Raw genomic sequence first — 24,131 nt, 5'->3', positions numbered from 1 at the left:
GGTCAGCGGGCCAAGCAAGCCGCGTGCGCGTCCCCGTGTGCATCCGCGCCCGCCGGGCCGAGGCGCAGCGCGGCAAGCCGAGAGGCTCAGAAGACCCCGAGAAAGCTCCGGGGAACGCCGCGCCCTCGCGGCGTCGGTCGCGCCCAGGCCGCGGCGCGGTCCGAGGGATTTCCCTCACGCGCCGGCGAGGCGGAAGAGTGAGGAAGAGCGAGGAATACCCGCGCCGCGCGGGCGCGGGCGCCGCTCGGACGAGGACGCCGCTCGGACGAGGACGCCGCTCGGACGAGGACGCCCGGGCTCACCGGGGCGCGGCGCGCAGCTTCGTCACGACGGCGCGGATGTCGCGCACCACCTGGAGGAGCGCCTCGTCCGTGTCCTCCCACTTGGTCACGGGCTTCCTGTCGCGCGGCACCACCTGCAGCTCGGCGAAGCGCGACGTCTCCCAGTCGCACGGGCGGAGCAGGACCGGCACGACCGTGACCTGCCCCGACGCGCGCCGCTCCATCGCGCGGGTCACCTGGGCGTCGCTCTGCTCGGAGGCGAGGAAGCTGGCGCTGACCATCAGGACGACGAGGTCGGCCGCCTCGAGGTTCTCGCGGATCGCGCGCTCCAGATCCTCGCCGGCGCCGATCTTCCGGATGTGCCACGGCGCGATGAGCCCATCCCGCTGCAGCGGGGTGAGGTGCGCCTCGAGGCGCCCGAGCAGGTCCTCGTCGGGCGCGGCGTACGAGAAGAAGACGCGCACCGGCCGCGCGGCCGCGCTCGCCGGCTGCGCCGGCGCGGGCCGCTCGGCGGTCGCGTGCGTCGCGCTCGTTCCCCGCGCCGCGCTCGTCCCCTGCGCCGCGCCCGGGCTCGCCGCCGGCGCGGCGGGCGCGGCGGGCGCCGCGGCGCGCGGCGGCGCCGGCGCGGCGCCCTGCGCGAGGCCGCGGAGGACCTGCGCGACCTCCGCGTGATCCCCGGCCTGGTTCTCGTAGACGAGGAGCCGGATGCCCGACTCCTCGAGCAGCCGGCGGCGGAACGCGGGCACGGGCTTCGGGAGCAGCGCGAAGTGGGTCGGCGGCTGCCCGCCCGAGAGCGCGCGCACGCGGCCGAGCGTCAGGTCGATGTTGTCGTCGGCCAGGCCGAAGCCGACGAACAGGATCGTGTGCGTGCGGTAGAGCGCGTTGAACGCGTCCTGGAGCAGCGGCGCGTGGAACATCGCGCTGTCGTACTGGTCGCGCGAGAAGACCCAGGTGTCCCACGCGCGCAGCGTGCCGTGCAGCTTGAAGATGTAGCGGCTGTCCTGGGCGAGGTCGCCGGTCGGCCGATCGACGACGCGCCACTCGCCCTGGAACGCGCGCTCCAGCAGCCGGTCGATGTTGGTGGTGAGCACCGCCTTGAGCCTCGGCTTGAGCGCGGCGATCGCGAGCGCCGTCTCGGGGACGTCGCGCCCGGTGTCGTCGAGCTCCCGGTCGACGGTCCGGTTGAACTCCTGCGGCCCGAGGGCGAGCTTCGCGGCGGAGAGCGCGTGGATGAGCTGGTTCGAGGCGATGCACTGCTCGATCTCGTCGACGGCCGCGGGGCTCGCGCCCGCCTTCCTGGCGCGATCGCGCAGCTTCTCCGCGAGCTGCTTCCAGCTGGGCATCCCCGCCCCGGCCGAGACGCCCGCGCCCGCGAAGACGATGAGGTTCCCTGACGTGTAACGCTCGCGCAGCTGCTCGAGGATCTCGTCATCCATGCGCTGGCAGGATACCGCGGATCGTCTCACCGCCGCGCGGCGCTCTCACCGCGGCGCCGCGGAGCGCCGCTCGGTGGCGAGCGAGAGGCCGACGCCCAGCCAGGCCCCCTCGACGGCGCGCGCCGCGCCGTGGGCGTCCTGGTAAGGCGCCGGCCGGAGCACGACCCCGGGATCGAGCGTGAGCCCGAGCCACAGCGGGCCGCCGAGCCGCGTCTCCAGGCCGAGCCCGAGGCCGGCGCGGGCGGACCAGGTGTCGCGCGCGCCGTCGATCCCGTAGGCGGCGCTGGCGGGCAGCCTGACCGAGGACACGGCCGCCGTGGCGCCGAGCGACAGGCGCCACGAGGCCGCGAGCCAGAAGCGGTAATCGCCCGAGAAGCCCGCCTCCAGCCAGCGCAGCGCCTCGTCGCCGGACGGGTCGGCGAGCAGGCGGGCGAACAGCGACTCGGTGAACCGCAGGCGGCGCAGGCCGACCGAGAGGCCGACCCCGCCGAGCGCCCGCGGTCCGCCCGAGACGAGCGCCCCGTACGGTCCGGCCGAGACGGTGAGCGCGTCGAGATCGCGCGACGCGAGCTCGACCTCGTCCGGCGTCGGGCGCCGCGGCGACGGCGGCCGCCGGGGGGCGCGCGCCCGGCGCATCTCGGCGCGGATCAGCTCCGAGGCGGCGATCGCCACGAGGCGCGCGGCCACATCCGAGGTGAGCCCGGAGACGGCGATCTGCCGCCGCACGACCGCGCGGCCGTCGAGGCGCAGCTGGACCTCGAGGCGGGCGGCGGTGGGCCGCTCGATCCACACGGTCGCGACGCGCTCGCCGAGGGGCCCCACCGGCTCGGCGGCGAGCGCCGCCCCGTCCGGGAGCTCGATCTCGAGCAGGCGCCGCAGGCGCACGGCGGAGACCTCCTCCGCCGCGCCGCGCGACAGCGCGACGCGCACCTCGATGGTGTCCGGCGCGGCCGCGCGGCCGGCGCTCGGCGCGGCGGCAGGGGCGCGGCCCGGCGCGGCCACGGGGCCGGCGCTCGGCGCGGCCGCGCGGCCGGCGCTCGGCGCGGCGGCAGGGGCGCGGCCAGAGCCAGGCGTCGTGGTGGGCAGCTCGGCCGCCGCCGCAGACCCGGCGGCAAGCACCAGGATCGAGCTCAGCAGGAACAGGCGCGCGGCGGAGACGAGCGCGGGCGAAGGGCGGCGCGGGTCGCGCGCCGGCGGCCAGCGCCGGAGGCGGCGCGGCCCCTTCGCCGGCGGCAGCTTCCTTGCCGGAGATGATCCGCTGGAGTTCCTCGCACCGGCCATCGGGGTACCTGCCCCATACTCCTTTGCTCTCTGGAATGCCTCTTTCTTGTACCCAGCGGCCACGTTCCTTGTGTCCGGCGGCCACATCCGCCGCCTGGATCCGCTGCAGAGCGCCCCGTCGGCGACGTGCGCCCGGCGACGAGCGACGGCGTTTGCTCGTAATATTCCACCATGAACGCTCGCGGCGTGATCCACGAGGAGCAGGCCATGTGGCAAGCGCCCCTGCCTGGGTGGGAGCGAGGTGGGCCGCGGCGGACGCACGGGCGGCGCGCTGCGCCGGCACGTTGAACTCGCGGGCTCTCTTGTCCTGGCGGCGGCGGACGCCATCTCCTCTCCGAGGCGGTGCCCGTGCTCCACCCGTGAGGCGCGCGGCGTGAGACAGCGGGTGATCGTGGTGGAGGACGACGAGGACGACGGTCGCGTGCTGTGGGCCGGCGGCGATACAAACACCGTCTTCGCGACCGACAAGATCGCCTGACGGCAGGACCACGGGACTCGGGGGGCGAGCGTCGTACGTGACCAGGCTCGCGCGCGACGGGGACTCGCTGTTCCTCACCGACTTCGGCGAGCCGGGCGTGTACCGGATGCCGATTCAAGGAGTTCACTCGATCGAGCCCGTCGCGAGCGCCGAGAAATACACGCGCTTGTGTCATGTTGAAGTCCGTCGCGACGGGGGATTGGCCGGGAGAGATTACGGTCATGGATCGCGTCTTCTGGTCATCAGCAGCGCCATCCACGTCGTGGACAAGGACAACAAGGGCGAAGGGCCCGCGGGGACGCTCGGGTCGGGGAACCAGCCGCAGCTATCGCTGGCAGACACCTCGTTCGTCTATTTCTATGACGCCGGCCCGAAGCAGATGATGCGGATGTGCACCTCGGCGGCAGGCCGGAGGCGCTCGCCGCCCAGGCGGACCCGCGCCATCTCACCCGGGACTGTCGCGCCCTCCACGGGACGAGCTTGAGCACACCGCCCAGGGTGCACAAGCTGGCCAAATGAGCGGGCCGCTGCGCCCTCCTGCCCAGCGTGGGCACGCTCCCCCTCGTTGGCCGAGCCCCCGCCAGCGCCGGAGCGCCTTCCGCGGCGCCGCGCCGCAGCTGCCGCACCGCCGCCCGGGCGCCGCGGCGCGGCCCATCCCGGCCGTCAACGGCGCATTGCTCGCCTCCTCCGGGTCTTGCCGTCGGCTCCGGGCTTCATGCGTTGTGTGGCTTGCCGCCTGAAGCAATACTCCCCCCTCCCATGTGTCCACCCGCAGATCCGACCGAGGAGACTCAGTCCCTAGCGACCATGTCCGCGCCGCCGCCCGGAGCGCGCCCCCACCTGCTCGTCGTCCAGGGCGGATCTTCATCGCGCTTTTCGCTGCCGGCGACCGGCACGGTGCTCGTCGGGCGCGCCATGGACGCCGATCTCCGCATCGACAGCACCGCGATCTCGCGCCGTCACGCGCGGTTCCTGGTGGCCGAAGGCGAGGTGCGGATCACCGATCTCGAGAGCCACAACGGGGTGCGCGTGAACGGCGAGCGGATCGAGGCCGCGCGGACGCTGCGCTCCGGGGACGTGATCACCCTCGGCGAGATCGCGCTGATCCTGCACTGTGAGCCCCGGGTCAGCCGGCGGCTGGCCGACGCCGGGCACCTGCGCCAGCGGCTCGAGGAGGAGATCGAGCGCGCCGCCGACTATGGCCGACCGCTCGCCGTCGCCTCCTTCCTCCTCGGCCCAGGCGCGCCGCAGGACGTGGGCCAGCGGGCCATCGCCGCCGTGCGCCTCATGGATGTCGTCGGCTGGAGCAGCGGCACCGAGCTCGCCGCGGTCTTCCCGGAGCTCGCCGGCGAGGCCGCGCGCGCCGCCGCCGGCAGCCTCGCGGAGGCGCTCGCCCCGCTCGTGCCGGCGCTGCGCGCGGGCGTCGCCTGCCTGCCCGCCGACGGGTGCGACGCCGACACCCTGCTCTCCTGCGCGCGCGCGGCCGCCGAGGTCGCCACCCCGGGCGGCCTCGCCACCGCCGCGGAGGCGACGGTGCGGCACGCGCTCGGGGAGCACACCTTGATCCTCGCCGATCCCGCGATGATCCGGCTCTACGGCCTCGTCCGCCGGCTCGCCCAGAGCGACCTGCCGGTGCTCGTGCTCGGCGAGACGGGCGCGGGCAAGGAGAACGCCGCCGCCGCCGTCCACCACTGGTCGCGGCGCGCCGGCGGCCCGTTCATCCCGCTCAACTGCGCGACCCTGCCCGAGGCCCTCGTCGAGAGCGAGCTCTTCGGTTACGAGAAGGGCGCCTTCTCCGGCGCGGTCACCGCGAAGCCGGGGCTGCTCGAGCGCGCGAGCGGCGGCACCGTCTTCCTCGACGAGGTCGGCGAGCTGCCGCTCCGCGCCCAGGCCAAGCTCCTGCGGGCGCTCGAGGCGAAGTGCATCACGCGCCTCGGCGACGTGCGCGAGCGCGAGATCGACATCCGCGTCGTGGCCGCGACCAACCGCGACCTCGAGGCCGAGTGCAAGGCCGGGCGTTTCCGGCAGGACCTGCTCTTCCGCCTCGGCGCCGCCGCGGTCGACCTGCCCCCGCTGCGGCAGCGGCCGCGGGAGATCCCCGTCCTCGCCCGCGCCTTCCTCGCCCAGGCGCGCGAGCGGACCGAGCTGCCCCCGGTCGACCTCTCCGACACCGCGCTCTGCCGGCTCGCCGCCTACACGTGGCCGGGCAACGTCCGGGAGCTGAAGAACGCCATGGAGTTCGCGGCGGCGACGATGCGGGGCGACCGGGTCGAGCTCTGGGACCTGCCCCCGCGCGTGGCCGAGCGCCCCGGCGAAGCGCCGCCCGTGTCCGGCCCGGCGAAGCTCGCGGCGGACGGCGCGCGCGCGTCGAGCGGCGCCGGCGAGCCCCGGCGCCTGGTCCCCATCGCCGAGGAGCTGCGGCAGCTCGAGCGCCGGCGCATGGAGGAGGCGCTCGAGGCCACGGGCGGCGTGCAGACGCGCGCGGCGGAGCTCATCGGCATGCCGATCCGCACCTTTGTGCTGAAGCTGAAGCAGTACGGCCTGTCGCAGCGGGGCGCGAAGCAGCGGTCGTGAGCGCAGAGGGGCGCCCGGGAGAGCCCCCGGGCGCATGGAGCACCGAGCCCGCGCGCGCGGCTCCGGGCACCCGGGCTGACCCCGGGCGCCCGGAGGACCGAACGCGCGCGCAGCTCAGGGCGCGGGGCTCGCGTCGGGCGCCGCGGGCTGGGGCGGGGCCGCGGGCTCTTCCGCTGCCTCGTCCGCCGTCTCCTCGCCGGAGAGGAGCTGATGGACGTCCTCGCACCGGCCGTCGGGGTACTTGGCCGCGTACTCCTTGGCCATCCCGGACGCCTCTTCCTTGCGGCCGGCGACCACCTCCGCGTGGATCCGCTTGCAGAACGAGTCCTCCGCGAGGTTGCCCTCGGGCGACAGCGACCGCGCCTGCTCGTAGTACTTCGCCGCCTGCGCCTGCTCGCCCATCTCGGCGTACATGTTGCCGAGCGTGTAAGCCGCGATCTGCGCGTTCGCGTCGTTCGGGAAGGCCTCGACGACGCGCGTCAGCGCGCGCACCGCGGCCGCGCGGTCGTCGCCCTTGCTGTGGTCGGCGCTCTTGTCGCGCAGCAGATCGGTGAGGTCCATGAGCTCCTTCGCCGTCCTCGCGGACGCGATGGCGCCGTCGACCCCGCCGCCCTGCTGCCGCAGGCTCTGCAGCGCCTCGGCCGCGTCGCCCGCGTTGTAGCGGGCGCGCCAGTCCGGCGCCGGCGGCGCCGCGGCCGCGGCCTCCACCGGGGGCAGCGCCGCGCTCGCGCGCGGCGACGGCGAGACGCGCGGCCGCAGCGGCTCCGAGGGCGCGACGGCGATCGGCATCGGCTGCCGGATCGGCACCTCCTCGGCGACGTCGCCGCGCCCGAGCTGCCGCGAGCCGGCCGGCGACGTGAGCCTGACCGAGCCGTCGGTGACGTTCACGTCGATGTCGTCGACGTTGTGCTTCACGCGGAGCACGCTGCCCGCCGACGTCGCGAGCCGCGCCGCCCCCGCGACGATCGAGAGCGCGGCGGTGCGCGCCCCGCTCGCGGTGTCGAGCGACGCCTCCCCTTGCACGAGCCGCAGCGTCAGCGCGCCGCCGAGCGCCTGCTCGACCTCGACGGTCGTGCCCGGCGTCAGCGAGATCGTCCCGCCGCCCGGCAGCTGGAAGGTGCGCCCGTGCGTGCCCGCGGCGAACACGTCGACCAGCGACGGCATGTCGTCGACCGGCGCCACGACGGCCGTGGGCGCCAGCGCGGCGTCGCGCTCGCTCCAGATCGCCCTGCCGAGCCAGAGGCCGCCGGCGAACGCGGCGAACGACGCCGCCGCGAGCGCCGCGGCCACGCTCGCGCGGCGCGGCGACGCCGGGCGGCGCGCCTGGAGGTCGTGCTCGATGCGGTCCCAGACGCGCGCGATCCGCTCTTCGGTCGCGTGGTCGCGCAGATCTGCCGGTGCGATCCGGGGTAGCCCTCGCCGGCTCATGGTGATGCCTCGTTGTGGGTTGGGTCGACGAAGTGCCCGTCGAGGAACTGTTGCGCGCGCGAGATCCGCCGCTTCACGGTGGCCAGCGAGCAGCCGGTCATCTGCGCGACGGTCTCGAGATCGTGGCCCTCCACCGAGCGGAGGATCCACGCGATCCGCTCGTCGGCCGGCAGCGTCTGGATCAGCGCGTAGATCTGCGCGATCTGCGCGCGGGTGTGGGGCGAGGCGGCCGGGCTCGCGAGCGCGTCGAGGTCGACCGGCTCGCTCGACTTGCCCATCCCGAGCAGGCCGAGCAGCCGCGCGCGGCGCATCCGCGAGCGGACCTTGTGGACGACGATGGAGCCGAGCCAGGCGCGGAACGCCGCGGGATCCACGAGATCGCCGAGGCGCTCGAACGCGCGGAGGAAGGCGTCGTGCACGATGTCCTCCACGTCGCGCGCCGAGCCCTCGATGCGCGTCGCGAGGTGGATGGCGAAGGCGGCGTGCCGCCGGTAGAGCTGCTCGAGCGCGCCGACGTCCCCACGGGCGCCGAGCACGACGAGCTGCGCGTCCGGCAGCTCCGTAAGGCCCGCCCCGCGCTCCGCCGGTGCGCTCGCGACGGAGCGCCGGCCGTCGTCGGCGCGCGCGCGGCCGGGCAGCACCTCCCTGCGGCCGCGCCCCTCCGGAGCGGAGACGGGGCCGGACTCGCCCACGTCGTCCTGAGCCTCCGCCGCCGGGGCAGCCGGGACGACCGGTTCGACTAGGCGCAGGCGCCCTCGCTGAGGTCTCAGAGCCATGGGTTCCTGAACGTGACGGAACGTGAAAGGAGCGGGAGATGGTCGCTGCGCCCTGGGCGGAGCCGGCCCTCGCCGGGGAGGCGGCCCGCGTCCTGGGCTCCCGTCCCGGCCAGGAGGCCCGGAGGGCGGAACCACCCCGAGCTTCCCACGGTTTTCTAGACGCCTGGTAGGGCTCGGGCGGCTCATCGAAAAAACCTGTGAGCCGTTCTGTCGACCACGGGCGTCTGGGTGGTGGCCGCCGGATTTGCGCGCGGCTCCTACGTCATGTTGGTCGGGGGCGGCCTCACCGCCCCTCTTTTTCGGAGGATTCCATGAAGAAGCTCGTTCTCGCGCTCGTCGCCGTCTCGTCCCTCGTCGTCGCCTGCGGCGGCAGCAGCGCGCCGGCGTCGGATCCGTCGACGGCGGCCCCGACGGACACGGGTGCGGCGGCCCCGGCCGACACGGCGCCCGCGGCGACCCCGGAGTCGTCTCCCTCGGCTCCGGCCGACCCGGCGGCTCCGACGACCGGCTCGGACCCGGCTGCCGCGCCGGCGAAGTGAGGCTCCTGCGCGGCGCGTCGCTTCCTGGGTGAAGCGCGCGCTGCGGAGCTCTTTGGGCGACGCCTCCTCGGAGGTGTCGCCCTCTTTTCTTTTGTGGTCCCGGAGCGGCCCGCCCGCGCTCCTGCGAGGACGGCTCGGCCCGTCCGCTCGTCGCCGCGGCCGCCCGGCTCTCCCGCGGGTTCGACCGGCGCGCAGGAAAGCGACGCGCCCGTGCTTTGGCGTCATCCGACCCGCCGTCTCCTGTATGTTCCGCCTGCACGCTCTGCGGTGAACGGTCCAGAGCGGCGCAGCGGCGGCCCGCGAGCCGGAGCCGCCTCCTCCACCCACCACCCGAGAACTCTCCTGTCCCCGGGAGCCGATCGTATGGGTCACACAAGCCGGCTGAGCTTCCTGCTGCGGTCCGGGCGGCATCGCCCTGGCTTCCTGTCCGCGCGCGCCTTCGCCTGGTCCGCGCTCGCCGCCCTGGCCGGGGCGGCGCTCGGCGCGGGCTGTGGCCGCTCCGAGGCGTGGGACGATTTCGGCGCGGCCGGCCCCGAGCCCGCGGCGTGCGGCAACGGCGTCTGTGATGGCGGGGAGGACTGCGGCAGCTGCAGCCCCGACTGCGGCCTCTGCGACGGGTGCGGCGACGGAGACTGCGCCGGCGGCGAGTCGTGCGCGACCTGCGCGGCCGACTGCGGCGTCTGCGCGACGTGCGGCGACGGCGCCTGCGACGCGTCCGAGAACTGCGGCAACTGCGCCGCCGACTGCGGCCTGTGTCCGGGCTGCGGCGACGGCGCGTGCGACCCGGCGAGCGAGGCGTGCTCGAGCTGTCCCGTCGACTGCGGCCTGTGTCCGGGCTGCGGCGACGGCGCGTGCGGCAGCGCCGAGACGTGCCTCACGTGCCCCGGCGACTGCGGCGTCTGCGCGAGCTGCGGCGACGGCTCCTGCACGGCGCCGGAGGACTGCCTGTCCTGCGCCCCCGACTGCGGCGCGTGCGCCCCGTGCGGCAACGGCGTGTGCAACGCCGCCACCGAGAGCTGCTTCTCCTGCCCCGACGACTGCGGGCGCTGCCCTTCGTGCGGGGACGGCGCCTGCTCGGGGGCCGAGACGTGCGCCTCGTGCGCGACCGACTGCGGCGACTGCTCGGTGTGTCCGAACGGCGTCTGCGAGGACTTCGAGGGCTGCACCAGCTGCCCGTCCGACTGCGGCGCGTGTGAGCCCGCGGACTGCCTCGAGGTGATCACCTGCTCGTTCAGCTGCCTCGACGTGAACCGGACGCCGCCGGGCTTCAGCTTCGCGTGCGTCTCGAGCTGCGTGGCGCGCGGCTGCGCCGACGTCCAGTTCTTCGTCGACGAGGTCCTGAACTGCGCCTTCGCGGCGCTCCCCGCCTGCGGCGGCGACCCCGCGTGCCTCCAGGAGCAGTGCGGCGTCGAGCTCGCCGCCTGCATCGGCGCCACCTGCTGATCTGCCCCCGGCGCGGGCGCTCCCCCTGCCCGCGCCCGCCCCCCCTCACGCGTCGTCGAGGAGGTCGCTCGGCGAGAGCTCCCCGGCGGACCGCCCGTGCTCGTACTCGAGCAGGCCGAGCGCCGCGTAGCGCGGCCGGACCCGCGGGGTGAGCAGGCCGATCCGCTTCAGGTTCGGCACGACCCGCTTGAACATCGTCCGGCGGAAGAAGCCCATCAGGTCGCTGGCCAGGATGAGCTTGTCCCACTCCCGGCGCGTCATGTGGTGGGCGTAGAACTCGTCGTAGAACTCGTGCGCCAGGAACCGGTTGCGCAGGAGCAGCGACAGCTCGAACGCCCAGTCCTCCCGCTCGTGGCGCGCCCGCTCCTCGACGCCCTCGCGGTAGAGCTTGCTCAGCGCGAGCACGCCGTAATGCACGTGGCGCGCCTCGTCGGTGATCACCGATCGGAGCACGTCCTTGAGGAGCGGCTCGCTCGTCACCTGCCGGATCGAGCCGAACGCGCCGAGCGCCAGGCCCTCGATCATGATCTGCATGCCGAGGAACTTCATGTCCCACCGGCCGTCGCTCATGATCGCGTCGATGACGACATACAGGTTGTCGTTCACCTCGTAGAGCTTCTCCATCTTCTGCGTGAGGTAGGCGTGGAACACCTCGACGTGGCGCCCCTCGTCGGCGACCTGCGTGCTCCCGTACAGCTTCGCGTCGAGCCACGGCACGGCCTCCGTGATCTGCGACGCGGCGAACAGGGCGCCCTGCTCGCCGTGCAGGAACTGGCTCAGCATCCAGCAGAGGAAGCCGTGGCGGTGCGTCGCCCGCTCCCGCTCGGAGAGCCGGCCCCAGAGGGGCAGCTTGGACGTCGGCATCCAGCTGTCGGGCAGGAGCGGCATTGTCGGATCGTGCCAGTCGACCCCGCGCGACCAGTCGAGATCCGTCGTCGCGTTCCACTGGGACGTCTTGGCCAGTTGGTAGAGCCTCGCCATGTCGGGGTCGTCCCGCCCGTAACTCCAGTTGAAGCTGGCCTCGTATCCAACAGAGATATCGGTCGAGCTCACCCCCTTGCCGCGCCGCTGGACGAAGCCGCGGAACGCGGGCCCGAGCAGCGACGCGAGCACCCGGACGTTGCCGCTCACCGCTGCGTCGCGGAGGAGAGGGCCGGAATCGAGGAGGGTCTGTATAGCTTGCTGGATGCGCATGGACAGTGAGGGCTTTCCGGAGCGGCGAGGCGCGCGAACCGCCGCTCGCGGACGACCGTTATACTGGCATCCATCGCCCAGCGGCAATCGGCGCATGATAATTTTACATCGTCATATCGACTCCGGCGTCCCCCGAATCCCCCGCAGGGGAACCGCGGAACGTGGGCGGGTCGCTCACCTGACATGACACGCGGCGCGGCGGACGCGCATGCGGCGGACGCACGCGCGGCGGGCGCGCGGCGGGCGCGCGCCCCCCCGGCCTCAGGCCGGGCCGCTGCGCAGCGTCGGCGCGGGCGACGAGATCTGGGCCGGGCCGCCGATCAGCACGAGGCCGGCCGGCCCCGCCGAGAGCTCGAGCTCGTCGAGCCCGCGGACCGCCTCCGCGGTCGCGCAGAGCCCGTCCACGTCCTCGGCCGGAGCCCACGCGCCGACCCGGGCCAGCGCGCCGCCCACGATCTCCGGGCTCTGCGCCGAGCGCACCACCACCTGCCCGGCGTGCAGGCACAGGTTCGCGTGCACGCGGGCGCCCGGGCGGGCCGCGCGGGTCACGATCGCGATCTCGTCGTGGAGCGCCGCGGCGATCTCGATCACCTCGCTCCGCCCCCGCAGCGCCCCCTCCGCGTCGCCGGGGAGCAGGCGCATCGCGAGGATCTCGTTGCCGGTCATGGACACCAGCGCGAGCCCGGCGCCCCGGAGGCGCTCCTCCGCGAGGTCGAGCACGCGGCCGATCTCCTCGGCGAGCATGTCGTCGATCTCGTCGGCGTCGAGGCGCGCCCGGAGGTCGACGTAGATCGCGATCGCGTCGCTGACGAGATCGGGCTGGCTGCTCCCTCCCTGCGCCGGCTCGCCCACGGCCTCGCGCAGCGTGCCGAGGAAGCTCATCACCGAGGGGAAGCGGAGCTCCGGCTGCTTCTCCAGGCACCGCAGCACGACCGCGTCGAGCGCGTGCGGCAGCGGCGTCCGCCGGCTCGGGCGCGGCGGCGGCTCCTCCAGGTGCTGCCGGAGCAGCTCGGTCGCGTCCGGCGAGTAGAACGGGAGCTTGCCCGTGAGCAGCCGGTGGAGCAGGACGCCGAGCGCGTACACGTCGACGCGCGCGTCGATGGCCCCGCCGAGGATCTGCTCGGGCGCCATGATCGTGAGCGTGCCGGGCGCCCGCCCCGCCGTCGTGAAGCCGGACGCGCTCGCGTCGGGCTCCATCAGCTTCGCGATGCCGAAGTCGAGGAGCTTCACCGACCGCGGCGCGCCCCCCGTGACGAAGATGTTGCTGGCCTTCACGTCGCGATGGACGATGCCCGCGGCGTGCGCCGCGTCGAGCGCCGAGCAGACCGGCTCGAGCAGCTCGAGCGCCTGCGCCGGCGAGAGCCTCCCCTCCTCCCGGAGGAGCACGTCGAGCGTCACGCCGTCGAGGTGCTCCATCACATAGAACGGCCTGCCGTCCGCGAGCTCGCCGGCGTCATGGATCATCACGATTCCAGGGTGCTTGAGCAGCCGCACCACCTCGACCTCGCGCAGGAAGCGCCTCACCATCTTCGGCGACGCGGCGAGCGTCCCGTGGAGCACCTTGATCGCCACACGCGCGCCGGTCCGCGCGTGCCTCGCCAGGTAGACGGCTCCGCATCCGCCCCGGGCGATAGAATACCCTACCACGTAATCGCCGGCGCGCGCGCCGCTCGCCAGCTCGCCTCTCGAGAACGACCTCTCCTCCTGCGAAAACGCCCTTGTCTCATCGTCGCGCGTCGCGAGCCCATCGATCATCATGACTCCCCCGATCCACATAAGGAATCGCCCGAGCGGCCTTTTTCCCGGCGCGGAACGATCATGTTGCCGCCACCCGTAGACTCCCCTGGCGGTACAGTAAATCCATCGTTATCAATACGGTAGTCTATTCCATCTGCTGAAAGAAATAGGGGGGACAGATGAAGAGGTGTATCGGCTCGGTGTGCCCGAGTATGTTGCTATTGATTTCAATGCCCGGCTGCGGCGACGGCGGCGGATGTCCGCCGGAGTCGGACATGCTCGAGGGCGAGGTCGAGGCGGCGGCGAGCGCGCTCCTGAACCCCAACTCCCTCGACCCGCGCGCCCTCGACCCGAGCCACATCGACCCGGACGCGCTCAGCGCGGGCGCTCTCGCCCCGAACAGACTGGAGGAGAGCGGCCTCGCGGAGAGCGCCCTCCGCGCGCTGCGCGATCCCGGGGAGGCCGGCCGGCTCTCGAGGCAGCTCCTCCGATACATTGTGGGCTGCGCGCTGAGCGCGTCGCAGTCGCTCCGCTTCTCGTGGCACGACACGCTCGGCGCGCTGCACGAGGAGAGCTACAGAGGGCTCATGGGGCTCGCCCCGAGCTGGAGCGACGAGCCGCTCAGCGCGTCCCGCCAGCAATGGGTATCGGCCTGCGTGGCGTCGCGCGTCAACTCGAGCGGCGCCTCGGTGATGATCTCGTCGCGCGCGGCGCACGCGGCCCTCAGGTATCCGGACGCGCTCGAGGTCGAGCGGTATCCCGACGAGGAAGGCGCGTTCTGGGGCAATCTGTTCACCAGCCCGCCGCGCCTCTTTGCCTGCTACAACGACGCCAACGTCGAGAACTCCCGCGCCCTGGGCCGGGACTGCGCGGCGGGGCGCCCGGCCCCGGCGGGCGGATCCTCGGAATGCGCGAACATCCACATCGTGGGCTCATGTGATCTCGCGTGTGACGCGCGCGACGTCTCCACCGAATACCGGCGAAGGTATCGGTCGGGCTGCGGCGCCGGCCCGGACGGGCCGTCCTCCGCGGTGATCACGACGTTCCTGCCGTGAGGCGCCCAATGCCGCTCGACGCTCGTCCAGTCGGGCTCCCGGCGTGCGCCGGGGCGCCCTCCGCGCGGTGCAGGGAGTGCGGCAGGCGGGTCGCGCGGGCGGACCCGGGCTGTCCGCAGCACGGACCGGTGGCGCGGCAGGGCTGCCCGGAGCCCCACGGCGCCGCGCCCGTCGCCGACGAGACCGGCGAGAGCGGGACCCGCGAGGCCGCGCCGCCGAGCATCGCGGGCTTCCGGCGCTTCCGGCTCGCCGGCGCGGGCGGGTTCGGGACCGTGTTCGCGGCCGAGCCGGAGGGCGGCGGACCGACCGTCGCGATCAAGGTCGCGCGCGCCGACCGGCCCGGGGCGGGGCTCCGCCTCGTCGAGGAGATGAAGGCGCTCCACGACATCGGACCGCCGCACGTGCCCGCCGTCTATGCGTGCGGCCAGCTCGCCTCCGGCCTGCCGTACTTCGTCATGGAGTACATCGAGGCCCGCACGCTGGCCGATCGCCTGATCGCGCCCGGCGTCGCCTCCCCGGTGCCGCCGCGCGAGGCGTGCGCCCTCGCCCGCGCCGCCCTCCGGGCGCTCGCGGAGATCCACGCGCGCGGCTACGTTCACCGCGACCTCAAGCCGGAGAACATCCTCGTCGCGGGGCCGAAGGGCGCCGGCGGCGGCGGGCTACGCGCGACCATCATCGATCTCGGCCTCGCGGCGGGGCCCGCGGAGGGACCGCCGCGCCTCACCGCCGAGCGCGACGCGCCCGGCACCGCGGAGTACATGGCGCCCGAGCAGTGCGGCGGCCGCGGCGAGGTCGACGCGCGCGCGGACGTGTACGCCATGGGCGTCGTGCTGTTCGAGCTGCTCACCGGCAGGCCGCCCTTCTGGGGCCCGCCGGCGGTCGTGCGGCAGGAGCACCTGAGCCGCCGCCCGCCGCGCCCCTCGTCGCTCGCGCCGATCGCGCTCCCGCTCGAGCAGATCGTGCTCCGGTGCCTCGCCAAGGACAGGGGCCAGCGCTTCGCGAGCGCCGCGGCGCTCGGCGCCACCCTGGAGCGCCTCGAGCGCGCGCAGGATCGCCGCCCCGCGCTCTCCATGCTCGCCGCGCCCCCCGCCGCCGAGGCGCCCGCCCCGGGCCCTCGCAAGCTCGAGCGGCGCGCCGTCGCGCTCCTCTTCTTCGAGGCCGAGCTCGACGTCGTGAGCCTCCAGCGCCGGCTCAGCGCGCTGGGCGGCGAGCTCGCGCACGCCGCGGGCCGCCGCTTCGTCGCCGCCTTCGATCACGACGGCGGCGCCAGCCCGCTGCGCCGCGCCGCGCACGGCGCCCGCGAGCTCGAGCAGCAGCACATCCTCGCCCGCGGTCTGCTCGACGTCGCGTCCGTGTCGATCCAGGTGCGGCCCGACGGCACCCGGCGGTTCCTCAGCCCGCTCTTCCAGCGGGAGGACCATTTCCCGGACGGCGACGCCGCAGGGATCCTCATGTCCCCCGCCGCCGCAGCGGCGCTCGGCGAAGGTGGACCCCACGCGCCCGGCGCGCCCGCCGCCCCCGGCGCCGCCTCCGCCCTGCACGGCCCCTCCTCCTCTTTCCCCGCCGCCGCCCTGTCCGGCCCCGCCGCCGCCCTGTCCGGCCCCGCCTCCGCCCTGCCCCAGGCCGACTCCGCGGGCGACACGACGTCCGAGCCGCTCTTCGGCCGGGACGCCGTCCTCGAGGCCCTCGTCGCCGGCGCGCGCCACGCCGCCGCGGACGCGACGCCCACCATCGCCAGCGTCATCGGCTCCGCCGGCCACGGCAAGAGCCGCCTCGCCGGCGCCCTCGTGCGGCGGCTGCGCGCGCAGGGCGCCCGCGCCGAGGTGATCGAGCTCCACACCGGCGAGCCGGTCGCGGGCGGGGCCGATCGGGTCGCGCGCGAGATCCTCCAGCACGCGCTCGCGCTGCCGACGTCGCCGCCGGCGGACGGCGGCAGCGCGCTCCTCCGCCGCCGCCTCGGCGACGCGCAGTACGCGAAGCACGGGGCCGCGGTGGCGCTCGCGCTCGGCTGGATCGGCGACGGCGAGGGCGGCGCGGCGCGTTACCCCGAGCTCCGCGCGCTCGCCGCGGCGCCCGGCGCGCTCCGCGCCGCCCTCGCCGTGGCGGCCGGCGAGGCCCTCCGCCGCCGGGCGTACGAGACGCCGCTGCTCGTCATCCTCGACGACGCGCACGAGGCCGACGACGCCGCCCTCGCCGCGCTCGAGTACGCCGCGCTCGCCGAGGCGCGCGCGCCGCTCTTCATCTGCGCCTTCGCGCGCCCGGTCTTCGAGCGCGCGCGCCCCGCCTGGGGCGAGCGGGCCGCGCGCCGCGAGACCCACCGCCTCGACCCGCTCGACCGCGAGAGCGCGATCGCCCTCTGCCGGCGGCTGCTCCTCCCCGCGGAGGACGTGCCCGAGCCCGCGCTCGCGCACCTCTGCGATCGTGCGCAGGGCGTCCCGCTCCTGCTCATCGAGCTCGTGCGCGGCCTCAAGCGCGAGGGCATCGTCCGCCGGCACCCGAAGGGCGACGCGTGGTACCTGGCCACCGACGAGCTCGATCGCCTCCCCGACCTGCCGCTGCTGGACTGGCTGGCGCTCGGCGAGATCGACGCGCTCCCGCCCGCGCTGCAGGCGCACGCGCGCCTCGTCGCGCTCCTCGGCCCCGACGTCACCGTCGCCGAGGTCGCCGGCGTGCTCCACCGGCTCGACGAGCAGGGCGAGGCCGACGACCTGCCGCTCGACGCCGCGGTCGCCGTGAAGCGCCTGATCGCCGCCGGCCTCCTGGTCCAGGATCGCCGGGGCCGCGTCGGCTTCCGCCACGCGATGGTCCGCGAGGCGGTGGCCCGCGGGGCGCCCGAGCAGCTCCGCCGGCGCGCTCACCTCGCGGCCTTCAAGCTGCACCGCGACGCGGCCTCCGGCGAGGCCGGCGAGGGCGCCGCGCCGCACCTCAAGGACGCGCGCCTCCTCCCGCTCGCGTACCACGCCGCGCAGGCCGGCCTCGGCGCCGTGGCCGAGCGCGCCTACCTCGCCCTGGCCGAGCGCGCGCGCGCCCGGCACGCGTACCTCGACGCCGAGACCTTCTACAGCCGCGCGCTCGAGCAGCCGCTCGAGCCGACGATCCCGAGCGTCCCCGCCCGCGCGCCGCTCGCAGGCGCGCCCCCCCGCGCGCCGCTCGCAGGCGCGCCCCCCCGCGCGCCGCTCGCAGGCGCGCCCCCCCGCGCGCCGCTCGCAGGCGCGCCCCCCCGCGCGCCGCTCGCAGGCGCGCCCCCCCGCGCGCCGCTCGCAGGCGCGCCCCCCCGCGCGCCGCTCGCAGGCGCGCCCGACGACGCGCGCCCCGACCGCGCCGCCGCGCACCGGGGCCGCGGCCTCATGCGCTACCGCCTGGGCCGCTACCACGACGCGCTCGCCGACTTCGCCGCCGCGCTGGCGATCGCGCGCGCGCGCGGCGACGTCCCGGCGCAGATCGACATCCTCCTCGACGAGGCCACGGCGCTCGACTGGATGGACGAGCTCAAGAGCTCCGAGGAGCGCGTCCAGGAGGCGGGCGCGCTCGCCGCCGGCATCGCGCTGTCGCCGGCGCTCGCCGCGCGCCTCGCGCTCGGCGTCGGGCGCTCGCTCCACCGCTTCAGCCGCGAGGAGGAGGCCGCCGCCGCGCTCGAGCGTGCCGCCGAGGCCGCCGCCGCGCTCGGCGACGACGGCTACGAGACGCTCGTCATCTCGCTGATCCTGCTCGGCTTCGTCCTCCAGGGGCTCGGCCGGCTCGACGACGCCGAGGACGCGCTCGACCGCGCCATCGCCCTCTGCGAGGCCCACCGCGACACGCTCCACCTCGGATCGGTGACGAACAACCGCGCGCTGCTCTGGGCGTGCCGCGGCGACAAGGCGCGCACGATCGCGGACCTCGAGCGCGTCCTCTCGCTCGCGCGCGAGCTCGGCCAGAGCGGGCTCGAGCGGGTCGGCGAGCACAACCTCGGCGAGTACCTCTACCTCATGGACGACCTCGCGGCGGCGAGGCCGCACATCGAGCGCGCGCTCGCGATCGAGCAGCGCCGGCTCGCCGGCACGTGCCGCCCGGTCGCCCTGCTCCTCCTCGCCCGGCACCTCTTCTACTGCGGCGAGGAGGCCGAGGCCCGCGCGCTGCTCGAGCGGCTCGGCGAGGCGCAGGCGCAGGCGCGCGCGGAGGGCCTCGCCGACGCGCTCCTGGTCCCGTCGGAGGAGGTGCTCTGCGCCATGCTCGATCTCGCGCTCCGCGGCGGGCGCGACGCCGAATGGGACGCCCTCGTGGACCGCTCGGCGCAGCGATCCGTCGGCCAGGAGCACATCGAGGTGCTCGAGATGCGCGCGGTGGCCGCCCTGCGCCGCGGCCGCGTCGAGTCCGCGCGCCGCGCGCTCGCGGCCGCGCTCCTGGCCGCGGAGCGCATCCCGAACGCGATGGGCGACCGGCTGCGCCGCCAGGCCGCCGCGATCGCGCAGCGCGAGGCGGAGGAGACCCGCGCGGACGTGCGCGCCGGCTCGAGCGACGCCGCGCGCGAGGATGTCGCCGCCGACGTGACCGACATGTGACCTCCCGTCCTCATCGTCATTCATCGTCATCCATCGTCTTCGCCGTCAGGGCGTCCCTTTACGTCCTGGCCTGATCCTTTCTACGGCGTTGCCCGCACGCCCTCCTCACCTTCCCGGAGCATGGCAGGGCGCCACGCCGGCCAGCGTGTCAATCCGCCATCGATGATGCGCGCCCGTCGGGCCGTACTGACCTGGATCGTGGATGCATCTGCCTTGACAAATTGGCATCCATCGCGGCTTGACAGACCTGCGGCCATCACATCTTGACAAATCGAAACACTTCGCGACTCACCAGCTCACCCCAACAGCTCAGCTTGACAACCGAGAGTCCGTGCTCGGCTTGACACGTAAGGCAAACGCCCGATGTTGAACTCCACCTCACGGCGAACAGCGGGAACGGTCATCCATTGATGCACGGCCGACCGGCGCGCCGCGAAGGACCGGAGGACCTATAGAAGTGACCGGATTCATTGACGAAAGCCGCGCGCCCACGGGCCCCACATCCATGCGCGGCGATCCGGGGGTGAAGGAGGCGCGAGCATGAGTGCGGCACGACCCGTCCTGTGGGGGATCATCCCCGCTGCCGATGCCGGGAGTCGCACTCCGCCGCTCGCCTTCGTGAGAGAGCTGCTCCCGGTCGGCAGCCGCCTCGAGCGAGGCGTCGAGCGGCCGCGCGCCGTGAGCGAGCACCTCGTCGAGCGCATGGTGCTCGCCGGAGCCAGCAAGATCTGCTTCGTCATCTCCTCGGGCACGTCGGAGCTCCTCGACTACTTCGGCGCCTCGGTCGGAGAGGCGAGCCTGTCGTACGTCATCCAGCCGAGCCCTGCGGGGTTCTGCGACGCGCTCTTCCGCGCGCTCCCGCTCATCCCGCCGGAAGACCTCGTGCTCGTCGGCCTCCCCGGCACGATCTGGTTCCCTGAGGACGGCTTCTCCGCGCTCGGCGCCCACGCGTTCTCGTTCCTCCTCTTCCCGGTCGAGCGCCCGGAGCCCTTCGACGCCGTCATCACCGACGGCGACGGGCGCGTCGTCGAGATCCAGGCCGGGCGCGGCGGCGCCGGCTCGCGCTGGATCTGGGGCGCCTTCAAGCTGACCGGCGCCGTGCTCCAGGATCTCTACCGGCTCTGGTGCGCGCGGAGCTGCCGCGACGAGCACCTTGGCCCGCTCGTCAACGAGTACATCGCCCGCGGCGGCGTGGTCCGCGGGGTCCACGCCGGGCACGTGTACGTGGATGTCGGGACGCTCCACGGCTACCGCGAGGCCCTGCGCATCCTGAACGGCGGGCCGCGCCCGCAGGGCGCCGCGGAGGCGGAGCGGCACGCGACCGATGGCCGGCACGAGCACGAAGGCCGGCACGAGCACGAAGGCCGGCACGAGCACGCCGGCGCGGACCCGTCCTGATTCCGGCGCGGCGCTGCCCGCGCCTCACCCGGCGAGCGCGAGCGTCCGCGCGTTGTCGGGCACACACGTCAGGAAGCGCTCTCGGAAGCTCGGATCGGTGATCTTCGCCGCGCGGCAGAGCAGGTGCTCGCGCGCGGCGGCGAGCGCCTCCGCCGCCTCGCGCTCTGCCCCGCCGGCGGCCAGCGCCTCGGCGTAGACCAGCCGCACCAGCGACTCGCCCTCCTCGAGCGAGCCCGCCTCCTCGAGCTGCGCGAACGCCTCCCGCGCGGCCGGCAGCGCCTCGTCCCCGCGCCCCTGCGCGAGCAGCGCGCGCGAGAGGACCGCGACCGCCGCCGCCCGCAGCGGCGGCGCCACCGTCAGCGCCTCGACCGCCGCGCGCGCCTCGCGCTCGGCCGCCGCGGGATCGCCCGAGAGCAGCAGGATCTTCGCCAGGTACGTGAGCGTCACCCCCTCCATGCGCCGGTCGCCCTGCTGCTGGAACGCCGCGGCCGCGCGCTGCTCGAGCTGCTTCGCCTCCTCGAGCTGCCCGAGGTGCGCGATGACGTACCCGAGGTTCTGGAGCGCCGCCGTCTCCAGATCGTCGAGCCCCATGCGCTGCGCCGCCGCGAGCGCCGTCCGGAGCGCCGACTCGGCCACCTCGAAATCGCCGAGCTCGCCGTAGAGGAAGCCCAGGTTCTCGCGCACCGCGCAGGCGTTCCGGCGGTCCCCGGCCTTCTCGAACGCCTCGAGCGCCGCCGTGAGCCCGCTCAGCGCCGCCCCCACGTCCCCCCGCGTCTGCGCCCGGATCGCGCGCACCTGCTCGTAGAGCCCCGCCGTCTGCGGATCGAGCGCCGCGGGGTCGCTCGCGACGGCGTCGAGCATCCGGATCAGCCGGTCTGCCGCCGCGTAACGCCCCCCGAAGATCAGGTACGTCGCGGCCTCGCACACGCACATGATCCGGGCGCTCTGCCCGCCCGGCGCCTCCGCCACCCGCGCCGCCCAAGCCTCGACGCGGTCGAAGTGGCCGAGCTTCCCCTCCGCGATGATCACCTGCGCGATCGCGCGGAACCAGATCGAGCTCCCCTGCCGCACCAGGCTCGCCGCCTCGGTGCCGCGCTGCGCGGCGAGCGCCGTCTCCTGCCGCCACACGCTCGCCTCGGCCTCCACGAGCCGCAGGCGCCCGAGCTCCTCGTCCGCCGCCCCGCACAGGACGCCCATCTCGGCCCGCGCCAGCGCGCTCGCCAGGTCGTTCGCCTCGATCGCCTGCTCCGCCGCCCGCCGGTACCACCGCACCGCGCGCGCCGGCTCGCCGCCGAGGTGGAAGTGCTGCGCCAGCGCCATCGCGTCGGTGTGCCCGCTGCGCTCGAGCCACTCCCCGGCGAGCTTGTGGCCGAGCACGCGGTCCGGCTCCGTCAGCATCGCGTACGCCGCCTCGCGCACGATCGCGTGGCGGAACACGTAGTCCATCGGCCCGAGCCACCCCGGCGTCGACGCCGGCGCGATGAGCTCGCGCGCCGCCAGCGCGTCGAGCCACGTCTCGGTCTCCTTCACCCGCGTCGCCCCGCCGAGCAGCGCCGACACCCCGAGCTTCGAGAACCGGTCGCCGAACACGCTCGCCGCCCGCAGCACCCGCTTCGCCTCGTGCCCCTCGGCGTCGAGCCGCGCCTCCACGGTCCCCAGCACCGAGTCGGGCAGCACGTCCCCCTTGCCGTCCGCGACCGCGCGGATCAGCTCTTCCAGGTAGAACGGGTTGCCGTCGGCCCGCTCCACCACCCGCGAAACCGTCTCCGCGGGCGTCTCCTCGCCCAGCGCGCTGCGCACCATCCGCTCGCTCGCCTTCGCCGGCAGCGGCCCGAGCTTGATCGTCTGCACCTCGCGGTCGATCCACAGGCTGGGGAACTGCTTGTTCACCTCGGGCCGGGCCAGCGCGAGCAGCATGAGCGGCAGGTCCCGGAGGTTCCTGAGCGTCTGATCGATGAGGCGCACGGTCGCCGGATCGCCCCACTGGAGGTCCTCGAGCACGAGCAGCACCGGCTGCGCCGCGCACTCGGCGGCGAGCCAGTCCTCCCAGGCCGCGCGCGTCGCGTCGGCCATCAGCATCGCGTTGTCGCGCGCCGCGCGCAGCCCGCTCGTCTCGCCGTCGAGGAACGGCGTCCGCGAGATCTCGCCCAGGAACGCCGCGATACGGTTCAGCGCCTCGCCCGAGAGGTGCCGCCCGAGCCGCCGCTTCAGCTTGCGCCGCCGCGCCTCCACCGGCTCTCCCTCGCGCATCCCCGCCGCCTTGCGGATCGCGTCCGCGATGAGCCCGAACGGCGAGCCCGCCGCCACCGACTCCGCCCTGCCGGAGAGGATCTCCACCGGGCCGAACTGGCGCCGCACCCGCGTGAGGAACTCCAGGCGGAGCCGCGATTTGCCGGCCCCCGGCGGCCCGATCACGAGCACCGCGCTCGCCAGCGACTCGCTCACGCACCCGGAGAACACCCCCTCGAGCATCGACAGCTCGCGGCTCCGGCCGACCCAGAGGCTCGGCTTGCCGAGCAGCACGGGGGTGCTCTCGTCGGCCGCCGCCTCGCTCGCGGTCAAGAACGGCCCCTTCTCGTCCGCCTCCACCTTGAGCCGGCCGCCGACGATGCTGGCCGTCACGTCGTCGAGCCGGACGATCCCCGCCTGCGCCGCGCGCAGCGCGCGCATCCCGCGGTCGATCACGTCGCCCTCGATGAGCGTCGCCGACGACACCCCCCTTCCTGTCGCCACCGCGAGCGGGATCCCCGGGAACCGGGCGCGCAGCGCGAGCGCGCACCGCGCCGCCCGCTCCGCCCGGTCGACCGCGCTCCCCGCGCCCGCGAGGATCGCGACGAGCGAGCCGCGCGAGATCTCCGTGATGTGGGCGCCGTACGGCTCCACCGCCGCCCGCACCTCCGAGCGCGGCACCGTCGAGCCCGGCCCCTCGCTCGTGATCTCCTGCAGCACGCTCGACACGTCCGACGCGCTCGGCACGCCGCCGGCCGCCGCCACGCTCATCTCGACGTCGTCCGGCTCGCCGGCGAGCACGAGGGACACGAGCCGCTGCTCGCTGCGCGTGAGGAACCCCGGCGGCCGCGCCGAGCGCATGGTCGCGTCGCGCTGCGACGCCATCGTGGTCGGCCGCGGCGCCGCCCACGCGTCGAGCACGTCCGCGATCTGCGCGATCTGCGCCCCGACGTCGCCGCAGTCGCGCGGCCGGTCCTCGGGGCTCTTGGCCATCATCCGGTCGATCAGCTGATCGAGCGGCTCCGGTACGTCCGCGCGGACCTCGCGCAGCCGCGGCGTCTGCTGGAACAGGAGCTTCGCGAGCGCCGCCATGACGTGCGCCCCCTCGAAGGCGGGCCGGCCCGCGATGCACTCGTAGAACACGCACGCCAGCGAGAACACGTCCGCCCGCGCGTCGTGGGACGCCCCGCTCTCGATCTGCTCGGGCGCGATGTACCCGGGCGTCCCCAGGATCCCGCCCGTGTACGTCAGCCGCCGCGACTCCCCGTCGGGCCGCGCGATCCCGAAGTCGACGAGCTTCAGCTGCGCCACGTCGCCGGCGACGAGGAAGATGTTGCTCGGCTTGACGTCGCGGTGGATGATCCCGCGCGAGTGCGCGAAGGCGAGCGCGTCCGCCGTCCGGCGCAGCACCGAGAGGCTCTCGGCCACCGCGAGCTGCCGGCGCGCGAGGCACGCCGCCAGGTCCTCGCCCTCCAGCCACTCCATCGCGAGGTAGTGCTCGCCCGCGCCCGTCCTCCCGTGCGCGACGTACCGCACGATCCCGGGGTGGCTCAGCTCGGCGAGGATCTGCGACTCGCGCTCGAAGCGCTCGACGTCGAAGGCCTCGCGGCTCTGGAGGACTTTGAGGGCGACCGGGCGCTGATCGAGCCGGTCGAGCGCGCGGTAGACAGTCCCCATCCCCCCGGCCGCGACTTGCCGATCAACGACGAAGCGGCTGGCGAGGACGGTGCCTGGATCCACA

The 24,131-nt window shown here is 74.9% G+C and carries 14 protein-coding genes; 7 read left to right on the top strand and 7 right to left on the bottom strand.

All coding sequences use genetic code 11. From position 1 onward, the window contains the following. Window positions 1–298: 298 nt before the first annotated feature. On the bottom strand, window positions 299–1,717 hold the full coding sequence (locus WMF43_RS48210; protein WP_437675637.1) for an SIR2 family protein: 1,419 nt from the start codon (window positions 1,715–1,717) through the stop codon (window positions 299–301). Between the two features lie 45 nt (window positions 1,718–1,762). Then, the gene (locus tag WMF43_RS48205; RefSeq protein WP_437675636.1) at window positions 1,763–2,998 is read right to left on the bottom strand and encodes a hypothetical protein; all 1,236 of its coding nucleotides are present in this window, start codon (window positions 2,996–2,998) and stop codon (window positions 1,763–1,765) included. A 515-nt stretch (window positions 2,999–3,513) separates the two neighbouring features. Between WMF43_RS48205 and WMF43_RS48200 the strand changes: the two genes are divergently transcribed. Both WMF43_RS48200 and WMF43_RS48195 read left to right on the top strand, forming a co-directional pair. Further along, the gene (locus tag WMF43_RS48200) at window positions 3,514–3,960 is read left to right on the top strand and encodes a hypothetical protein (RefSeq protein WP_437675635.1); all 447 of its coding nucleotides are present in this window, start codon (window positions 3,514–3,516) and stop codon (window positions 3,958–3,960) included. A 323-nt stretch (window positions 3,961–4,283) separates the two neighbouring features. Continuing rightward, complete coding sequence (locus WMF43_RS48195) at window positions 4,284–6,050, top strand: sigma 54-interacting transcriptional regulator (RefSeq protein ID WP_437675634.1); 1,767 nt, start codon at window positions 4,284–4,286, stop codon at window positions 6,048–6,050. Between the two features lie 114 nt (window positions 6,051–6,164). On the opposite strand, the gene WMF43_RS48190 is transcribed toward WMF43_RS48195, so the two are convergent. Both WMF43_RS48190 and WMF43_RS48185 read right to left on the bottom strand, forming a co-directional pair. Beyond that, on the bottom strand, window positions 6,165–7,478 hold the full coding sequence (locus WMF43_RS48190) for a FecR domain-containing protein (protein ID WP_437675633.1): 1,314 nt from the start codon (window positions 7,476–7,478) through the stop codon (window positions 6,165–6,167). Continuing rightward, a complete protein-coding gene (locus WMF43_RS48185) occupies window positions 7,475–8,170 on the bottom strand; it encodes an RNA polymerase sigma factor (protein ID WP_437675632.1) in 696 nt (231 codons plus the stop codon). The genes WMF43_RS48190 and WMF43_RS48185 overlap by 4 nt, the downstream gene beginning before the upstream one ends. Before the next feature lie 395 nt (window positions 8,171–8,565). Between WMF43_RS48185 and WMF43_RS48180 the strand changes: the two genes are divergently transcribed. Further along, window positions 8,566–8,793, top strand: coding sequence for a hypothetical protein (locus WMF43_RS48180; RefSeq protein WP_437675631.1), 228 nt, complete (start codon window positions 8,566–8,568; stop codon window positions 8,791–8,793). 363 nt (window positions 8,794–9,156) lie between these two features. Then, a complete protein-coding gene (locus tag WMF43_RS48175; protein WP_437675630.1) occupies window positions 9,157–10,236 on the top strand; it encodes a hypothetical protein in 1,080 nt (359 codons plus the stop codon). A 45-nt stretch (window positions 10,237–10,281) separates the two neighbouring features. Here WMF43_RS48175 and WMF43_RS48170 read toward each other — a convergent pair whose 3' ends face one another. Both WMF43_RS48170 and WMF43_RS48165 read right to left on the bottom strand, forming a co-directional pair. Next, window positions 10,282–11,367, bottom strand: coding sequence for a ferritin-like domain-containing protein (locus WMF43_RS48170; RefSeq protein WP_437675629.1), 1,086 nt, complete (start codon window positions 11,365–11,367; stop codon window positions 10,282–10,284). Between the two features lie 324 nt (window positions 11,368–11,691). Continuing rightward, entirely contained in the window at window positions 11,692–13,188 is a 1,497-nt protein-coding gene (locus WMF43_RS48165; RefSeq protein WP_437675628.1) for a serine/threonine-protein kinase, read from the bottom strand. A 191-nt stretch (window positions 13,189–13,379) separates the two neighbouring features. Between WMF43_RS48165 and WMF43_RS48160 the strand changes: the two genes are divergently transcribed. The 3 genes from WMF43_RS48160 to WMF43_RS48150 all read left to right on the top strand — a co-directional run bounded on the left by WMF43_RS48160 (window position 13,380) and on the right by WMF43_RS48150 (window position 20,161). Then, window positions 13,380–14,222: a hypothetical protein gene (locus tag WMF43_RS48160; RefSeq protein ID WP_437675627.1), complete on the top strand. Its 843-nt coding sequence runs from the start codon at window positions 13,380–13,382 to the stop codon at window positions 14,220–14,222. An 8-nt stretch (window positions 14,223–14,230) separates the two neighbouring features. Next, window positions 14,231–18,763 carry a serine/threonine-protein kinase gene (locus WMF43_RS48155; protein WP_437675626.1) on the top strand — a complete coding sequence of 1,511 codons (4,533 nt, stop codon included), beginning with the start codon at window positions 14,231–14,233 and terminating at the stop codon, window positions 18,761–18,763. A gap of 540 nt (window positions 18,764–19,303) precedes the next feature. Continuing rightward, window positions 19,304–20,161 (top strand): nucleotidyltransferase family protein, encoded by an 858-nt coding sequence (locus tag WMF43_RS48150; protein WP_437675625.1) that lies wholly within the window; start codon window positions 19,304–19,306, stop codon window positions 20,159–20,161. A 24-nt stretch (window positions 20,162–20,185) separates the two neighbouring features. On the opposite strand, the gene WMF43_RS48145 is transcribed toward WMF43_RS48150, so the two are convergent. After that, on the bottom strand, window positions 20,186–24,130 hold the full coding sequence (locus WMF43_RS48145) for a serine/threonine-protein kinase (RefSeq protein WP_437675624.1): 3,945 nt from the start codon (window positions 24,128–24,130) through the stop codon (window positions 20,186–20,188). Window position 24,131: the final 1 nt, after the last annotated feature.

The organism is Sorangium sp. So ce131, from assembly GCF_051519095.1.
In the GTDB taxonomy this organism is placed as follows: domain Bacteria; phylum Myxococcota_A; class Polyangia; order Polyangiales; family Polyangiaceae; genus Sorangium.
Note: the sequence above shows the minus strand (reverse complement) of the source record. Positions and strands in the feature narration are given on the sequence as shown.

Bases quoted from the DNA above. Each gene is read 5' to 3' on its own strand.
- WMF43_RS48210 (WP_437675637.1), bottom strand. From the start codon at position 1,717: ATGGATGACGAGATCCTCGAGCAGCTGCGCGAGCGTTACACGTCAGGG.
- WMF43_RS48205 (WP_437675636.1), bottom strand. From the start codon at position 2,998: ATGGCCGGTGCGAGGAACTCCAGCGGATCATCTCCGGCAAGGAAGCTG.
- WMF43_RS48195 (WP_437675634.1), top strand. From the start codon at position 4,284: ATGTCCGCGCCGCCGCCCGGAGCGCGCCCCCACCTGCTCGTCGTCCAG.
- WMF43_RS48190 (WP_437675633.1), bottom strand. From the start codon at position 7,478: ATGAGCCGGCGAGGGCTACCCCGGATCGCACCGGCAGATCTGCGCGAC.
- WMF43_RS48180 (WP_437675631.1), top strand. From the start codon at position 8,566: ATGAAGAAGCTCGTTCTCGCGCTCGTCGCCGTCTCGTCCCTCGTCGTC.
- WMF43_RS48175 (WP_437675630.1), top strand. From the start codon at position 9,157: ATGGGTCACACAAGCCGGCTGAGCTTCCTGCTGCGGTCCGGGCGGCAT.
- WMF43_RS48165 (WP_437675628.1), bottom strand. From the start codon at position 13,188: ATGATGATCGATGGGCTCGCGACGCGCGACGATGAGACAAGGGCGTTT.
- WMF43_RS48160 (WP_437675627.1), top strand. From the start codon at position 13,380: ATGTTGCTATTGATTTCAATGCCCGGCTGCGGCGACGGCGGCGGATGT.
- WMF43_RS48155 (WP_437675626.1), top strand. From the start codon at position 14,231: ATGCCGCTCGACGCTCGTCCAGTCGGGCTCCCGGCGTGCGCCGGGGCG.
- WMF43_RS48150 (WP_437675625.1), top strand. From the start codon at position 19,304: ATGAGTGCGGCACGACCCGTCCTGTGGGGGATCATCCCCGCTGCCGAT.